Below are 16,396 nucleotides of genomic sequence, written 5' to 3' on the forward strand. Positions count from 1 at the left end.
TTTTGAATATCCCATATGAAGGAGAACATCTATGTCCAAAATAAGAAGGACTGTGCAGCTCGCTTTGATTGCGTTGCTTCTTTCCAACACTGTACCTGTATCTGCACAACATGATAAGTCGGAGGCGCAGACTATGTCTGTGTCTGACATATCCTCAGATGATAATAACAATAGCAAATTAAACGATGTTATGAATAGGGCCGTAACCATGGGGTTCATCAAAGGTGATCCGGATGGGAATGTTCGTGCAGCTGACCCAATCACCCGTCAGGAACTGGCAGTTGTTCTTGCTCAAGCTCTGGGTCTCACACTGGACAAGTCAGTCTCGGCATCTTTTACGGATGTGAAATCTACTAGTTGGTCAGCACCTTCGATTCAGGCGGTCAAGAAGGCGGGGATTTTACAAGGAGATGCAACAGGGCGTTTCCGTCCACAGGCCCAGATTACTGGACAGGAACTGGTGACAGTTCTGGTAAGAGCCACGGCTTTGGCTAAACAAGAAGTTCAGGGAGATTCTCTTCCCTCAGATTGGAAAGAAGCGAGTACATGGGCTGCTCCATATATTCGAACTGCTGAGAAGGCTGAAATTCTAAGCGAATATCAGGGACCTAATAAAGTTAAACAAGGGCTTGTTCGGGGCGAAGCCATAGGCATGTTGTTGTCGACCCTATTCCCGGAAAACCGCTTGTCTGTCATTCAGTCAATCGAAGGAAAGCAGATTCAGATCAACGGTGTTGTCTATCAGATTTCTGAACAAGTGGGGGGCCTTTTGAATAATCGCAATAAGGCTGTACTGGTTCAGGCTGGAATACGGTTTAAGAGTCAAAATCATACACTCACCGAGATCAACGGGTTGGAAATTAGAACGGGGGGTCAGGATGCAGCCCCGGGAAAAGCTGAATTTAGCGGGAATCTGCTATTGGATGGTGGAGACGCCATAATTCATGGGGATCTAACGACGAAGGCAGACTTTGTTTCAGTGGAAGGACTTACAGTCGAGGGCAAGCTGACGATTGCCCCCGAGGTCAAACATGACTTTTATGCCAAAAATATCAGTGTGAAACAGTCTGTCTTCGTTTATGGCGGTGACAGTAATACGGTTGTATTTGACAATTCCACTCTCAATAATGTGGATGTAGATAAAAGCGATGTACATGTGGCACTAACAGGGGATACCCGTACTCGAGAAGTCAACATTAGATCAGACAGTATGCTTGATATCGGGAAAACAGCTAATCTCCCGTTATTAAATATTCTCGAAGGTACAAGCAAAGTGGAGCTACAAGGAGCCGTTGATACGGTTCATATGAATACATCCAAGTCCCTGCAACTCAACGGTAACATCACTTTACAGCAACTCAATGTCGATGGGACAGGCGCTGTCAACATTAATGCATCAGGCTCCATTCAACAGCTTCAAGTGAATAACCCTTCCGCGCAGGTTAATGTGGCGGGCAATGTGAAAGTTTCGGAGATTTCTTTGGCTGCTGGAGTCTCGTCTTCAGTTGTAAGTGGAAATACAGGAACGTCATCTCCAAATCCGGTATCTCCTTCGTTAGGGGGAGCAAGTGGGGGGAGTGGAGGCGGAACATCTCCTGTTGTTGCCAATCGTGCTCCTGAACTACTCAAATCATTCGAAAGTCGCAAGTTTACGCGGAATGGACAAGGAGCAACGTTAAACCTAAACAACTATGTGACTGATCCGGATGGTGACTCGGTAACTTATACGATCAGTTCATCCAAACCTGCCGTTGCAAAGGTTATCCTGAATGGATCGCAATTGGATGTTGTTCCCTTGGAGGATGGCACGGCTACCATAACAGTAACTTCCAATGACGGTCGTGGTAAAAGGCTGAGATCCACATTCGAAGTCTACGTGAATAGACCTCCTCTTGCATCACCAATTCCTGATCAGGAATTGATAGCTGAGTCAGGTAGCAAGGATGTGGATCTCATGGTCTATGTTATGGATGATGTAAAGTATGAATCGGAGTTGCTATACAGTGTAACAAACAGTGTCCCGGAAATCGTGGACACTGAAATCGTGAAATCGAACTATGCTGAATCTGTATTGAGATTAACGCCTAAAAAGGCAGGGGAAGTTGTTCTTAAAATTAAGGTGGATGATGGACAAATTGCAGATGATGGCAGTACGGGAATTACTGAACTCGACATGAAAGTTGTTGTTCTGCCACCACTCAATCGCGCGCCTGTGGGGGAAGCTCCATCGAAAATAGAGGTATACCTGGGGGATGACATCCCTCTAGTAAAGTTGAACGAGGTATATACTGATCCAGACGGTGACCCTTTGACGTATACAGCGACTTCATCCAATCCAGACGGGGTAACAGTAGAGGAGAATGAGGGTGAACTGAAGTTAACATCACTTCAAAATGGGACGTATACGATATCATACACAGTGAATGACGGTAACGGAGGAATTACTACAGACTTCTTTGAAATCGATATTCTACTCGTTCCAAATCATAATCCGGTAGGAAATTCACCAGGATGGATTGAAGCATACCTGGGTTTCCTCACAGATCCTATCCCCTCGGTTGACTTAAATGATTATTATACAGATCCGGATGGTGACCCGCTCACATTCAGTGCATACTCCTCTAACCCTCACTTAATTGTCAAGGAGGAAGCGGGTGTACTGAACTTTACCGCTATAGAATTTGGAGAATACATCATTTATTATTCAGTTGAGGATGGAAAAGGTGGTCTCATTTCAACTGCATTTCAGATAAGGGTTAATCCTAAGCCGAATGCTTCTCCAGTGCTTACTCAGCATCTACCTGCTCAAACGGTGTTTGTAGGTAAGGAAGATGCGGTCATTAATCTCTCGGATTATTTTGATGATCCTGATGGAGATGCATTAGAGTTTAATACACCACTTGATTTCAATAATCTCCTGATCGCAGCGGTGGATATTCAAGAAAATAAGCTGATTATTCATCCAAGACAGGTTGGCAAATTTCAAGCTAACATCAAAGCAAAAGATATGTATGGAAAAGAAGCGTCAGCCTATATTGACATTGAAGTTCTTGAATCTGGGAATATCAGTTCAATTCCGGATCAAACGGTAACGTGGCCTTGGTCTGCTCTGAATCTTGATTTGACGTCGTACCTGATGAATTTTGATACAGCCACGTTAACGGTGGATGCTTCCTCAGCAGATACCAATTTTGCGACAGTCTCTGCCAATGGTTCACTGATAGCTGTTGCTCCAGTTGCTGAAGGAAATACGACAGTGACGTTAACGGTATATGACCAGAAAGGGCGTAGTGAACAAGCGTCCTTTGGCGTGACTATACAAGGAGAGCCTACTGGCCCTAACTTGGCCCCTGAGGTAGTAAGTAGCATTTACGAACAAGTATTGACACCTAATGTAACGAATGAGCGCACGTATGATCTGAGTCAACTATTCAGTGACCCCGATGGAGATGCGTTGCAATTCACGATAAGCAACAGCTCAAATGAAGCGGTGAATGCAAGCATTAATGGTAACCAGATTATACTAAAACCGGGAACAGGGAATGTAGTTGCTCCTTTAACGATAACAGCAAAGGATGGAAAAGGTGGACAGGTAGATTACACCTTCAACGTTCGCACTTCTTCTTTGGTTAACGGTGGAGTTATGCAGATCAACACGAAGTATGGTGTAATAGATCCTCTAACCCTTACAGCTTCCAATTGGTTCCCTGGGCAGACGAGTTTTAAAGTTTATAGCGGTACGCTGGATTCGACGTTTACAGGACCGGATACGATTAATACTTCCCAGATCCCTTTGAGTGTATCTCCGTTATTATTCTGGATTATAGGGGATGACGGTAGGGCCGTGGTCATTCAGGTAAACTCGAAAAATCAGGGCACCTCAGAGTTGTTCTTCTCTCAGTATGCAGATGCAGGGGACGGACGCAGTGTTGTTCAACTTTATTACACAGGTGACGGTGATCCGTCGCATAAAGCAACCGGATATCAGTTGGAAGTTCATCAGTGGATGAAAAAGACATCCACAATGAAAGTGACAACAAAAAACATATCTGATGTTACTTCAGGGTTACCTTATTTAAACATCAATTATACGTTCTACGACTTTTTCGATATAACGTCAGCTTGGTACTACAATGATGAATTGGAATTGTATAATCCGAATGAGTATAATGTCGTTGCGTTCGTTCTGAGAAAAGATGGACGAATCGTAGATGTCCTAGGTGATCCAACTTCGCATGATCAATTCATGCCTGCTGGCGGGACGTTTATTCGAAAACGGGGGATATATACAGGTTCACAACAGTTCTCATTAACCGGTGAATGGAATGAGTTTCCTAAAGGGACTCTACAGTACGTAGACAAACATACACCGTAGACTTGTATTTGCTACAATGATGTTCAGTTTAACAGATGGTACGTCCTAATAACGAAATGAAAATCCTCCATGCTCTGAAAGAGAGTATGGAGGATTTTCATTTAACCGGATACGGATACATGCAGGATCTAAGAATTTCGTTCTTCTGCTCCTCTGTTCGTTCACGCGGTGCCAATTCTTCTGTATATGAACGCCCCACCTTGGCGCGCATGAAACGTTCCGCATATTCGTTTGGACGAGAGTGAAGTTCTTTGGCGTACTCACCAAATGAGCTGACATCCCGTACCTTTTCCAACACACTGTTAAGTAGCGGACTGCCCGCATAGAGTAAGGAGGCCGTCTCTTCAGATTCAAACTTGAGGAACAGAATAGCTTTCTGTAGGGCGTTGATTTCACCTTGGGTGAGGTAAACAGCCTTCGTAGCATGCTCTCCTGATGCTTCTGCTTCTTCTGATGCTCCTGGTGAAAATGGTTCATGGTCCTGATTCATAGATCATCACTTCCTGTTATGGAATGCAGTTCTCGCTTGGCGGAATCGCCGAAATGCGGATGAGATTGAAGAGATTTTAGCGCAAGGACTGCGCCCGGAACATGTTTGTGAGCAGCAAGAATAGCAAAAGCTGCACCTTGAAGTAATATATAGGCATTCCCCGACAATACATCCTGGGCCAACGTAATCTCAGCTTCCGTAGCAGGTAACAAGGTCAGAGTCTGTAAAGCATAAATCTGTACATCCTCATCTTCTTCCGAGTCACGAACAAGTTGTGCGGCAGCATGACGAATTTCATCCAAAAGTGAGGAAGACTCGGCCATGCCCAAAGCTCGCCATGCTTCGATACGGATGAGATCCTCTTCATGTGTATCCGTACCGATAGATAGAACTTGATGTGTAAGTTGGCTATCAGTAAGTTCGATCAGATCACGAAGTGCCTGTATTTTTTCTTCTCCGCTGATTTCGTTAAAATCTGGGTGTCCATTGTTGTTATTATGATTTAAATCAGACATGTCAGACATATCCTACCGTTCACCTCCTGAAGAATATGAAGATGGGGGCGGAAGAATGATCGGACGAGCTGCCAACGCTTCCTCTACAATCTGTTCCGGCGTCAGGTCTCGATCATCCCAGTAAATCAGGTTACTGATCTCAGCGTGAGGCACCTGTTGTTGTAGCTCCGTCAACATGTCATCCAACTCGGCTTCCGTTCCTTCAGAGTCCATCAGTTTTCGAACCAATTCTACCAGATGCGATCGATTGTCCATATGTAATTACACCTCCTGAATAATTAATATCGTGAAACTACTATTCTTTCATGGGCTGATTCAGAGGATCATATATAATGAGCACCGGAAAAAATTTGGGCTCAAGCATCAGACTAATACGTTGTTCGTCTTGATCAGTATAAGAAATGATATAGTTCCCGAAATGAGACTCGTAGTTGAAGTCTTGGAATTGAAAGGAATGTTCGGGATACTTTATCTTCACATATAACGTAGTAACTCCTCGGGCTAAGGTTTCTTTTAACATAGGAATTTGGGCCAAAAGCATAATAGCGACCAGAAAAATTAATATACGTTTAGCGAGACGGGTCAAATGGATTCACCCCAATTATCGTAAATCAATTTTCAACAATTCATGAAGCTCCATCTCAAAACAGATGTCACTCCATACGTATAGCCAGATTACCAAACTGCTCGCCTTTTTCCATGCGTTCGAATGCCTTCGCTACATCCTGCAACGGATACATGCTATCGATTACAGGATGTATGTCATGCTGCTCCACCCATCGCAGCATCTGCACAAACTCCTCACGGCTGCCCATAGAGGTGCCGATCAGACTGATCTGCGGGAAGAAGATGGAGCGAATGGGTACGGTCAGATCATCCCCTGAGCTCGCACCGTACATCACGATACGTCCACCTGGTCTGATTATATCAAAATATTTTGGGAACATGGCTTGTCCGATGCTATCCAAGATGATGTCCACAGGTTCCAGATCGTTCTGCATACACCAATCGGCATGACTATCCAGTGCATGGGTAGCACCCAAGCGCAGCGCCTCATTTCTTTTGGCCTCACTTCTGGAGGTAACATTCACTTTGGCACCAGCAGCGACAGCCATGAGCAGGGCATAGGTCGCTACACCACCACCAATACCGGGAATGAGGATATGTTCACCTTGTTTCAGTTCACCGCGAGTGAACAAAGCACGGTAGGCCGTCAACGCCGAAAGGGACAGCACGCCTGCTTCCTCCCAAGATAGGTGGACTGGCTTAGGCAGGGCATTTTCAGCAGATAACGTGATATATTGAGCCAGCGTTCCATCCGTAGGACCACCAACAATATCGGGCACGATGGGCACGTTACTTGCAACTTCCCAACCGAGTGTAGGATGGATAATGACTTCATCTCCTATCGCGAACCCTCTTACACCTTCGCCAATCGCTACGATAATACCTGCTCCATCGGAACCGGGAATGAGCGGGGTGTCCTGGGTTCCGCGTCCTGCCATGATGAATAGATCCCGATGGTTGATACCAGCGGATTTTAATTGAATCTGCACTTCCCCGGCTTCTGGTACCCGAGATGTTGACTCTGTATATTGAAGACCTGCAAGGCCGCTCTGGCCTGAATGTACGATAGCTTTCATATTCAATATTCCTCCTGTCGATATAATCAGATTTCACTACTGAGCCTCATTGTACAGATGGTGCAGATTCACGTAAAATGAACAAAAATGATTGTCAGTATCATTGAAAATAATAGATAAACACTTTGCATGGATTAGATGATGAAGAATGCCGATATAACGACGAGCAGGTGATCAAGGTATGGATGCAGGTGATTTGAAAATATTTCAGGCGGTTGCCCGCGAAGGTAGTATCAGTAAAGCTGCACTCGCACTTAATTATGTACAATCCAATGTGACCACACGAATAAAACAGTTGGAGACACAGCTACAAGTACCGCTGTTTCATCGTTCCAATCGGGGGATGTCTCTTACACCAGCGGGCGAGAATCTGCTTGTGTATGCGGATAGAATTTTGCAATTATTATATGAAGCAGAGCAGGCCACACAAGTGGGTAACCCGCCGTCCGGCCTGCTTCGTCTGGGTGCCATTGAGACAGCAGCTTCCACTTTCCTCACGCCGCTCTTGGCTGAATACAGTTCATGCTACCCTGAGGTACACCATTCGCTTGTCACGGGTGGGACCCATGAGCTGAACCAGAAGGTCATTCAACATGAATTACATGGCGCTTTAATATATGGCCCAATCGATCATCCTGAGCTGAACTATATGAAGATGTATGACGAGGAATTGGTGTTGATCGCTGAACCTGGAGTGCATGAGATACACGCGTTATTGTCCAGGCCGATGTTGTTTTTTGAGATTGGATGCACTCATCGCACTCAGGCGGAATCCTTTTTGAAAGATCAGGGTATCCACACGCTTAACATCATGGAATATGGAACACTGGACACGATTCTGAATGGAGTATCTGCCGGGCTCGGTGTATCATTGCTGCCGCGGTCTTCAGTTACCAAAGCAGAATTAAGAGGTGAGATCTCAGTGATGTCTTTGCCAGATCCCTATTGCCGGTTGGAAGTAGGATTTGTGTATTCCCGTGGTGAACATATATCAAGTGCGCTAAGCGCTCTGGTTGAGATTATTACAGAACCAGAACTATAAGAGGTTGTTCAAAAGTCTGTTTATGAATATGCACTATAAAGGAGTGAGTGATCTTGAAAGAAACTGCGCTAACGTTGGGTGATGCATTTAATCAGGCAGATTTTATTGTAGGCGGTCATGGCAGTCGCCAAGTGAAGGTACTTCAGAACGTACTGGACCAGATGGATGGGGAGGTGTTCAGTGACCACTACGGCAACGGCTCCATCATCGAAGAATTTCAGCAACAGATGGCCGACGTTCTTGGCAAGGAATCGGCAGTGTTTTTCCCAAGCGGAACGATGGCACAGCAGATTGCATTACGGATCTGGTGTGACCGCAAAGGTGTAAAACGGGTAGCTTACCACCCTCTGTGTCATCTGGAAATCCATGAGGAAGACGGATTGAAAGAGTTACACCAGATTGAATCGATTTTGCTGGCGGACAAGGATCGGTTGATTCGTTTGGAAGATGTACAGGCGCTTGATCAGGACATTGCCTGCCTGCTGTTGGAACTGCCACAACGCGAGATTGGCGGGCAGTTGCCAGCGTATGAAGAACTGGAAGCGATCTCGGCCTATTGCCGTGAACGCGGGATTAAGCTGCATCTGGACGGGGCACGCCTGTTTGAGATTACTCCCTATTACGAGAAAACGCCTGCGGAGATTTGCAGTCTGTTTGATACGGTGTATGTGTCTTTTTACAAAGGGATCGGGGGCATTGCGGGGGCCATATTGGCCGGAGACACGGATGTGATGCAAGAGTCAAAAGTATGGAAACGGCGGCACGGCGGAGATCTGATCGGTCTGTATCCGTACATTCTGAGCTCCCAGTATTATTTCAATGAACGTATTGGAAAAATGGAGCTTTATTATGAGCAGGCTAAAGAACTGGCATCTCTATTGAATGCATGTCACGGGATACATACATTGCCCGAAGTCCCGGTATCCAATATGTTCCATGTACATCTTGCGCTCGGTGCTACCGAAGTTGAACCAATCCTTGTGCAAATGGCTCAGCGGTTTGGTATAGGAATGACTTCATATCTGAACAAGACGAGTGGGAACAGCTGTGCCTTTGAATTGTCTACGGGTGATCGTTATGAGAAACTTCCCCAGGATAAGCTGCGTGCAGCACTGGAATGGCTGGATCAAGAGTTGCGTACACAGGTGAGATAAGAAGTTAATCTTAATGCTCGACTGTATGGTAAGTTGTATGAGAGCGTTTCTTCAACACATGTCTAAGGAGGGAGTTCAAGTGAAGTCGATAGAATTAGAACCGATTCGTGATCTTTTGGTGAAGGCTTACGATACGACAATGGGAGAAGGGTGTACTCCTGAAACACAACAGAGCATTGAGGATTTTGAGCAAAAGCATAACGTGCAACTGCCCGCAGCGTATCGCGCGCTTTTGCTTGAATTCGGTGCATGTAATTTCGGCGATCCTGCCTTGTATTCGGTGAAAGAACTAAGCTGGGCTTATCCCGAGTTTCTGGAAGTCTACCGTGAAGTGGAGAAGGAGTACGAGCTTCCAGCGGATATCCAGCCGTTTCCCATTGGTGGATTTGGTGAAGGAAGTATGGCTATGTTGGATCAGACTTCGGGCAAGATCCTGATGTTGATCCATGATGCAGGAGATACGCCAATTCGAGAGATTGCAGTAGACTTTATTGATTTAATGACGCAGCTGACGGAGTCCGCGATCTGGGTACAGGAACAGATGAATTAACAGGGAGACGGAAGGAAGCGCAACAGACCTATGGATATTCGTAAGTTAAGATATTTTATCACCGTGGCGGAGGAACTTCATTTTCACCGTGCAGCGGAAAAATTAAACATGACGCAACCACCCCTGAGCCAGCAGATTCAAAATCTGGAGGAAGAGCTTGGCGTAAAGTTATTGGAGCGCACGAGAAAAATGGTTCGTTTGACGCCAGCAGGTGCCATATTTCTGGAACAGGCCAGACTCATCATGGCCCAGCTCGAACGATCCATTCAGCTTACGCAAAAGGCAGATCAGGGCATCATTGGACATATATCCGTAGCCTTCGTGGATTCCGCTTCGGGCGGGATCATGGTGGAGGTGCTTAGAAAATTTCGCACTGCGTATCCGCAGATTGAATTGACATTACGTGAGATGACTTCGTCCCAACAATTACAGGCATTGGAAGACGGACAGATCCATGTTGGATTTTTGAGATATCAGGAAGATAATCGTCATGTCTCGTTCCGTCCCTGTCAGATGGAAACGTTGATTGCCGTATTGCCAGATCATCACCCGATGGCTTCTCAGACTCAAGTTTCAATTCGAGAACTGGCGGATGAAGATTTTATTTTATTCCCAAGGCATCTGGGTTCTCCGTTCCATCGTCTCGTTCTGGATTATTGCAGGGAGCATGGTGTAGACCCTCGAATTACGCAGGAAGCGATCCAAATGTATACGATTGTGAATCTCGTTGCAGCGGGCATGGGTATTTCCATTGTTCCCTCCTCGGTGGATGTGTTCCAGCGAAAGGGTGTAGTCTTTCTTCCATTACAAGAAAATCCACCCTCCGTACCGTTGTATACGGCATGGCGGACGGATATGAATCAGGAAGTGGTATCCCGTTTTATGAACTTTGTTGAGGAGGAATATGAGTTGCACTAAAGGTTATTTACACTTACACTGCGATGACAGAACAACCTTCCAATCGCTGTTATCCCCAGATTTTTTCGATCCCTTTTCTCAAGGGGAAATCTGGTGCTAAAGGCGAAGTGTATGCTTCCGAAGTAGCTTTCTTGCAGAAAGCTTTTAGCTCCGCTTTTTCAGGTTTTTTCTGTCCTCTCCGTTTTCGTGTAAATGATTAGTTCAACTTAGTATGTTGTGAGTAGTAAAAAAAGAAACTATCCCGTCTTGGCTGGATCACGTTCAATCCACGGATTCAGTATTTCATCAATACGAGTCATGATCGCAGAGTCCAGTTTCACACCGGAGGCTTTTACATTTTCCAATACCTGCTCCGGTCGGGATGCACCGATAATGACGGAACTAACATACGTATGCTGTAGAACCCACGCCACAGCGAGTTGAGGAAGAGTTAGACCAATCTCTTTAGCGAGTGGAACAAGCTGTTGCACAGCGGTAAGAACTTCTTCACGTAACCACTGTCCGACCAGTTTATTGAAAAATGGTGCTCCTGCCTCAGCAGCTGCACGTGATCCGGTGGGCAATGCTTCGTTAGGTGCATATTTGCCTGATAGTATACCCTGAGCCAGTGGAGACCATGTAATCTGTCCAAGTCCTGCTTGGTCGCTTGCAGGCACCACTTCTTGCTCAATCACACGCCATAACATTGAATATTGGGGCTGACTTGCAATGAAGGGGACGTGAAGTTCCCGCGCCAAAGCGGCTCCTCTTGCAATCTGATCCGCGTTCCATTCACTCACCCCGATGTAATGAACCTTGCCCTGACGCACCAGATCGGAGAATGCCAGAAACGTCTCTTCCAGCGGAGTGTTGTAATCATAACGGTGAGCGTAATAGACATCGATATAATCAGTCTGTAGCCGCCGTAATGAACCATTGCAGGCTTCCATGATGTGCTTACGTGAAAGTCCGCGGTCATTATGACCTGTGCCGGTTGGGTGACAGACTTTGGTGCACAGTTCAATACTCTCTCGTCGTATATCCTTAAGTGCTTGTCCCAGTACGGTTTCTGCCTTGGTATTGGAGTACACGTCTGCGGTATCAAATGTGGTAATACCTGTCTCCAATGCCGTTCGCACACAAGCTTCTGCTATTCCATCCTCGACTTGCGCTCCATGCGTAATCCAGTTGCCGAGTGAAATCTCACTGACGGTTAATCCACTGTTTCCTAATTTACGATATTCCATTCATGTCGCCTCCCTAAGTCATCTGGACTCCATTGTAACAATGGCAGATTAATAGGTGAAATATCTTTTAACCTCATCTTTGATACGAAAAAAGTATCAGTGAATCTACATTTTCTCCTGGAGGTATTTGCGATAGAGAGCAGGCGTAATTTCCTCGAACTTTTTGAATATTTTGATAAAATATCCCGATTCATTGAATCCCAGCTCGTCACTTATCTGTGAGACAGGCATGTCGGTGACCTCCAGCAATTGCTTGGCCCACTTAATCTTGAGTTTTGCAAGGTAGGTTGTGAAGTTCTCACCCGTTTCCTTGGCAAACAGTCTGCTGAAATAACTCGGACTCAGGTGGCATAGATCAGCCATATGTTTGAGCGAAACTTGTTCACTCTTGTGACTGTGAATGTATTCAAAAGCAGGCTGCAGCACCGGACTGGAGCTTTCCGTGTCACTTGGGCTGTTCTTCAGATAGGCATCCGCTATCGCATTGGTCATCTCTTTTTTGATCGACTCGATATTACGAATGGAGTAACCCGGCAGAATGGTGGAGAGGTTCAGAGACTCCTGATTGCCTGAAGCTTTCTCGAACATTTCAACTAATAAATTTTTGTTGAGCGCTTCCTCCACAATGTAGTTGCAGAGCAGGGATAACATGTTGGAGATTTTCACAATCTCTTCATAGGTCATCACAGGCAGCTGGGCGTAATCGTCCTTTAATTCCTCCAGCTTGGCTGCATGCATGGGTACGTTTTTGGACGTGACAATTTGCTCCAAGTCGCTACCCTTTTCGGGGTCGGCGAGTTTCACTTGTCCTGCCATGACAGCGCCGATATATTTGCCATCAATTGTGATCGGAATCGCGATATCTATAATATTGAAATGGCATAAATACACATAAGGCTCGTTCAATCGAACGGCTTCCAGACCACCGCGTGAATCACATTTTTGGCAGTAGGGGAGCAGCTCGGGGTCTTTGCGTACGTTCTGGCAGAAAGCCTGACAGCTGCTGTGACTGGTTACGGGAATGCCTTTATAATCAACGGTGAGGATCGCCAGTTTGGTTACTGTTGCGAGCGAATCTTGTAGACGCTTCCATTTATTAAGGTCGAGAATTTTATTGATATGCAGATATTCTTTGATCATTGGTGCAACCTCCATAGGCTAACCTGATTCATAATTTAGGCCGTTAAAAGTTAGCAAGTTGTACATATTAAGATGTAATGATGACGGGTAATGTATAATGGGAGGTCAAAATTCAACCATCTCATGACAATAAGATACCATGATTGCGCTAAAAAGCAAAAAATTACGATTGTAAATTATAATAATTTGTTATCAAAGTCCACTGTAAACCTGCTGCTCATGCGTTATATTAAGGTCAATTGTAAGAAATTAAAATTTGATTTAATCACTACACGATTTCATATCCTTAGGAGGCATATATTATTATGAGAAAAGCATTTATCAGCCCAACCAAATATGTACAAGGCGAAGACGAGTTGTTGAACCTGGGGTACTTTGTTAAATCCTTCGGAGAATCTGCCTTGCTGATTGCACATCCGGATGATGTACAGCGTGTCAAAGCAAAGCTTGATGCAACAGCGGAGAAATTCAATATTACGTTTGTTGAAAGCGGTTTTAAAGGGGAATGTTCCCGTGAGGAAGTTGCTCGTCTGCAAGCGATCGCGAAGGAAAAAGGATGTGACTCTACCATCGGTCTTGGTGGCGGTAAAGCGATCGATGCTGCGAAATGTGTAGCTGAAGGCGAAGCACTGATCATCTGCCCAACGATTGCGGCAACAGACGCACCGACAAGTCACTCGGCTGTATTGTACACACCGGATGGTTCTTTTGATGACTATGCTTACTTCAAACAAAGCCCAAGTGTGGTACTCGTTGATACAACGGTAATTGCTAATGCACCAACACGTTTCCTCGTATCCGGTATGGGAGATGCGCTCTCTACATACTTCGAAGCAAGAGCAACAGCGAAATCCTATTCCCGTGTAAACGCAAGTTTGCCAATGGGTTCTCGTGAAGGATACACACCATCTGCAGTAGGTACCAATGCTGCACTTGCACTGGCAAAACTGTGTTATGAAATGCTGCTGACTGACGGTGCAAAAGCAAAAGTAGCGAGCGACAGCAACGTTGTGACACAAGCGCTGGAAAACATCGTTGAGACCAACATTCTGTTGTCTGGTCTTGGATTCGAAAGTGGCGGTCTGGCCGCAGCACATGCGATCCACAACGGTTTGACTGTTCTGGAAGGCACACATCATTTCTTCCACGGTGAAAAAGTATCCTTCGGTACGATTGCACAACTTGTACTCGAAAATGCACCAACCGAAGAGCTGGATGAAGTCATGGACTTCTGTCTCGAAGTGGGACTGCCGATCAGCTTGGCGGATATCGGTGTAGACACGATTAGTCAGGAAGAGTTGTTGAAAGTTGCCAAGATCGCTTGTATTCCGGAAGAATCCATTCATGCCATGCCGTTCCCAATCACTGTTCCTGAAGTGGCTGCTGCCATAGCAGCGGCTGACCGCATGGGTCGTGAGTACAAAGCAGCTCGCCGGGAGGTAAAATAATGAAGAAAATTATTAACCAGGCCGAACATGTTGTTATGGAAATGTGCAACGGGATTGCGCTTGCACACCCGGAGCTTGAATTTCTGAAAAAATATAAAGTCATCAAACGCAGAGAGATCCAGGCTGATAAAGTCAGCCTGATCAGTGGCGGCGGCAGTGGACATGAACCGGCTCACGCAGGTTATGTGGGTAAAGGGATGCTGGATGCAGCCGTATGTGGAGATGTGTTCGCATCTCCTTCCCAGATCCAGGTATACCAAGCGATCAAGGCAACAGCGAGCAATAAGGGAACACTTCTGATCATCAAGAACTACAGCGGCGACATGATGAACTTCAAGAATGCAGCGCATCTGGCTGAAGAAGATGGCATCGACGTACAATATGTGCGTGTTGAGGATGACATCGCTGTACAAGACAGCTTGTATACCGTTGGACGTCGTGGCGTTGCCGGCACTGTATTGGTTCACAAGATTGCCGGAGCAGCAGCGGAAGAAGGCCGCAGTCTGGCAGATGTGAAATCCGTTGCCGAGAAAGCAGCTCAGAACGTGCGCAGTATTGGTTTTGGATTCACATCCTGTACCGTACCCGCCAAAGGCACGCCTACATTCGAAATTGCTGAAGATGAGATGGAATTCGGCGTAGGGATTCATGGTGAGCCAGGGATTCGCCGGGAGAAAATCGTATCGGCTGATGAATTGGCAGGACGTATGGTCGAAGCATTGCTCGCAGATATGAAGCTGGATAAGGATACATCCGCTGAGATTGCGGTGCTCGTGAATGGTTTTGGTGCAACGCCACTGCAAGAACTTTACCTGCTCAACAATTCCGTTCAGCGTGAGCTTGCTGGACATGCAGGTCTGAAGGTCGCTACTACGTTTGTAGGCAACTACATGACAAGTATCGATATGGCGGGTGCATCGGTTACGATCCTGAAACTGGATGATGAACTAAAAACGCTGTTGTTCAAGGAAAGTGATACACCTGCATTTAAAGTATCTGGCCCTCCAGTAGCACAAGTGGCGTATTCCGAAGCGCTTGAGGCTGTTGTGGGTGAAGACGCTCCCGTATCTTACGAAGTGGAGACGGATGCATCAGCTGCGGTAATCAAAGGCAATCAATTTTCACTGGACAATGTCGTCTACCTGATCGATAAAATGGGTGAGATCATCATCAAGAACGAAGTACCGTTCTGTGAACTGGATTCCCATGCCGGTGATGGCGATTTTGGTATGAGTGTGGCAAAAGGCTTCCGCCAGTTGAAACGCGAATGGAACCACATCATTAACGAAGATAAAAAAGACATCGGATCGTTCCTGGATGCATGTTCCTTGGTCATCATGGAATATTGTGGCGGCGCATCCGGCCCGATCTGGGGTTCGGCATTCCGTGCAGCTGGCAAAGCTGTAGGGGATAAACAGCAATTAAACGTTGCTGAATTCGCTGAGATGATCCATGCAGCCGTGCAAGGGATTCAGTCTACTGGAGAGCGTTCCTTTGGACGTGGCGCCGTTGTAGGTGATAAAACCTTGATCGATGCACTTGTTCCGTGTGCCGATTCCTGGACACAAAGTGCGGAGTCAGGCGATGACTTCAAAACTGCATTTGCCAAAGGTGCAGCAGCAGCCGTTGAAGGTGCGAAGAAAACCGAAGACATCGTAGCACGTATGGGACGTGCAGGTGCCGTCGGCGATCGTAGTCTGGGCTACCCGGATGCAGGCGCGTATGCGCTGGGTGTTATTTTCACAGAGCTGTCCGAGTCTATGAAGTAAGATTATGAAGTGTTCTCTCAACAAAGTGCAGTATCACATTGTGATACTGCACTTTGTTGTATAATGTCGTTTTCAACTTGGATTTAAGTTATCAGATGTATGAAACGAATTAATCTGAACATCTAG

At 46.0% G+C, this 16,396-nt stretch carries 13 protein-coding genes; 7 read left to right on the plus strand and 6 right to left on the minus strand.

All coding sequences use genetic code 11. The features are described from left to right. Positions 1-31: 31 nt before the first annotated feature. The gene (locus tag ACETMN_RS04820) at positions 32-4,375 is read left to right on the plus strand and encodes an S-layer homology domain-containing protein (RefSeq protein ID WP_091015963.1); all 4,344 of its coding nucleotides are present in this window, start codon (positions 32-34) and stop codon (positions 4,373-4,375) included. Between the two features lie 97 nt (positions 4,376-4,472). On the opposite strand, the gene ACETMN_RS04825 is transcribed toward ACETMN_RS04820, so the two are convergent. The 4 genes from ACETMN_RS04825 to ACETMN_RS04840 all read right to left on the minus strand — a co-directional run bounded on the left by ACETMN_RS04825 (position 4,473) and on the right by ACETMN_RS04840 (position 7,023). After that, positions 4,473-4,865 carry a hypothetical protein gene (locus ACETMN_RS04825; RefSeq protein WP_091015962.1) on the minus strand — a complete coding sequence of 131 codons (393 nt, stop codon included), beginning with the start codon at positions 4,863-4,865 and terminating at the stop codon, positions 4,473-4,475. After that, entirely contained in the window at positions 4,862-5,380 is a 519-nt protein-coding gene (locus tag ACETMN_RS04830) for a hypothetical protein (RefSeq protein ID WP_143786513.1), read from the minus strand. Before ACETMN_RS04830 ends, ACETMN_RS04825 begins: the two co-directional genes overlap by 4 nt. Positions 5,381-5,392: 12 nt before the next feature. Continuing rightward, on the minus strand, positions 5,393-5,635 hold the full coding sequence (locus ACETMN_RS04835) for a bacteriocin immunity protein (protein ID WP_091015960.1): 243 nt from the start codon (positions 5,633-5,635) through the stop codon (positions 5,393-5,395). Positions 5,636-6,033: 398 nt separating this feature from the next. Next, complete coding sequence (locus tag ACETMN_RS04840; RefSeq protein ID WP_091015958.1) at positions 6,034-7,023, minus strand: zinc-binding alcohol dehydrogenase family protein; 990 nt, start codon at positions 7,021-7,023, stop codon at positions 6,034-6,036. A gap of 181 nt (positions 7,024-7,204) precedes the next feature. On the opposite strand from ACETMN_RS04840, the gene ACETMN_RS04845 reads away from it, so the two are divergent. From ACETMN_RS04845 to ACETMN_RS04860, 4 genes are all read left to right on the plus strand, one after another. Next, entirely contained in the window at positions 7,205-8,065 is an 861-nt protein-coding gene (locus tag ACETMN_RS04845; RefSeq protein ID WP_091015957.1) for a LysR family transcriptional regulator, read from the plus strand. A 53-nt stretch (positions 8,066-8,118) separates the two neighbouring features. Continuing rightward, the gene (locus tag ACETMN_RS04850; RefSeq protein ID WP_091015955.1) at positions 8,119-9,219 is read left to right on the plus strand and encodes a threonine aldolase family protein; all 1,101 of its coding nucleotides are present in this window, start codon (positions 8,119-8,121) and stop codon (positions 9,217-9,219) included. Positions 9,220-9,298: 79 nt separating this feature from the next. After that, positions 9,299-9,769 carry an SMI1/KNR4 family protein gene (locus ACETMN_RS04855; protein ID WP_091015953.1) on the plus strand — a complete coding sequence of 157 codons (471 nt, stop codon included), beginning with the start codon at positions 9,299-9,301 and terminating at the stop codon, positions 9,767-9,769. A 30-nt stretch (positions 9,770-9,799) separates the two neighbouring features. Next, positions 9,800-10,687 (plus strand): LysR family transcriptional regulator, encoded by an 888-nt coding sequence (locus ACETMN_RS04860; RefSeq protein WP_091015952.1) that lies wholly within the window; start codon positions 9,800-9,802, stop codon positions 10,685-10,687. A gap of 236 nt (positions 10,688-10,923) precedes the next feature. Here ACETMN_RS04860 and ACETMN_RS04865 read toward each other — a convergent pair whose 3' ends face one another. Together ACETMN_RS04865 and ACETMN_RS04870 are read right to left on the minus strand one after the other, a co-directional pair. Continuing rightward, a complete protein-coding gene (locus ACETMN_RS04865) occupies positions 10,924-11,913 on the minus strand; it encodes an aldo/keto reductase family protein (RefSeq protein WP_091015950.1) in 990 nt (329 codons plus the stop codon). A 105-nt stretch (positions 11,914-12,018) separates the two neighbouring features. Further along, positions 12,019-13,053 (minus strand): PocR ligand-binding domain-containing protein, encoded by a 1,035-nt coding sequence (locus tag ACETMN_RS04870; protein ID WP_091015948.1) that lies wholly within the window; start codon positions 13,051-13,053, stop codon positions 12,019-12,021. 305 nt (positions 13,054-13,358) lie between these two features. Here ACETMN_RS04870 and ACETMN_RS04875 point away from each other — a divergent pair, with 305 nt between their 5' ends. Together ACETMN_RS04875 and dhaK are read left to right on the plus strand one after the other, a co-directional pair. Next, positions 13,359-14,501, plus strand: coding sequence for a glycerol dehydrogenase (locus ACETMN_RS04875; protein ID WP_091015946.1), 1,143 nt, complete (start codon positions 13,359-13,361; stop codon positions 14,499-14,501). Then, positions 14,501-16,270 carry a dihydroxyacetone kinase subunit DhaK gene (gene dhaK / locus ACETMN_RS04880; RefSeq protein ID WP_091015945.1) on the plus strand — a complete coding sequence of 590 codons (1,770 nt, stop codon included), beginning with the start codon at positions 14,501-14,503 and terminating at the stop codon, positions 16,268-16,270. The genes ACETMN_RS04875 and dhaK overlap by 1 nt, the downstream gene beginning before the upstream one ends. Positions 16,271-16,396: the final 126 nt, after the last annotated feature.

The sequence above is a fragment of the Paenibacillus sp. M2 genome, from assembly GCF_046713495.1.
GTDB classification, from domain to species: domain Bacteria; phylum Bacillota; class Bacilli; order Paenibacillales; family Paenibacillaceae; genus Paenibacillus; species Paenibacillus amylolyticus_B.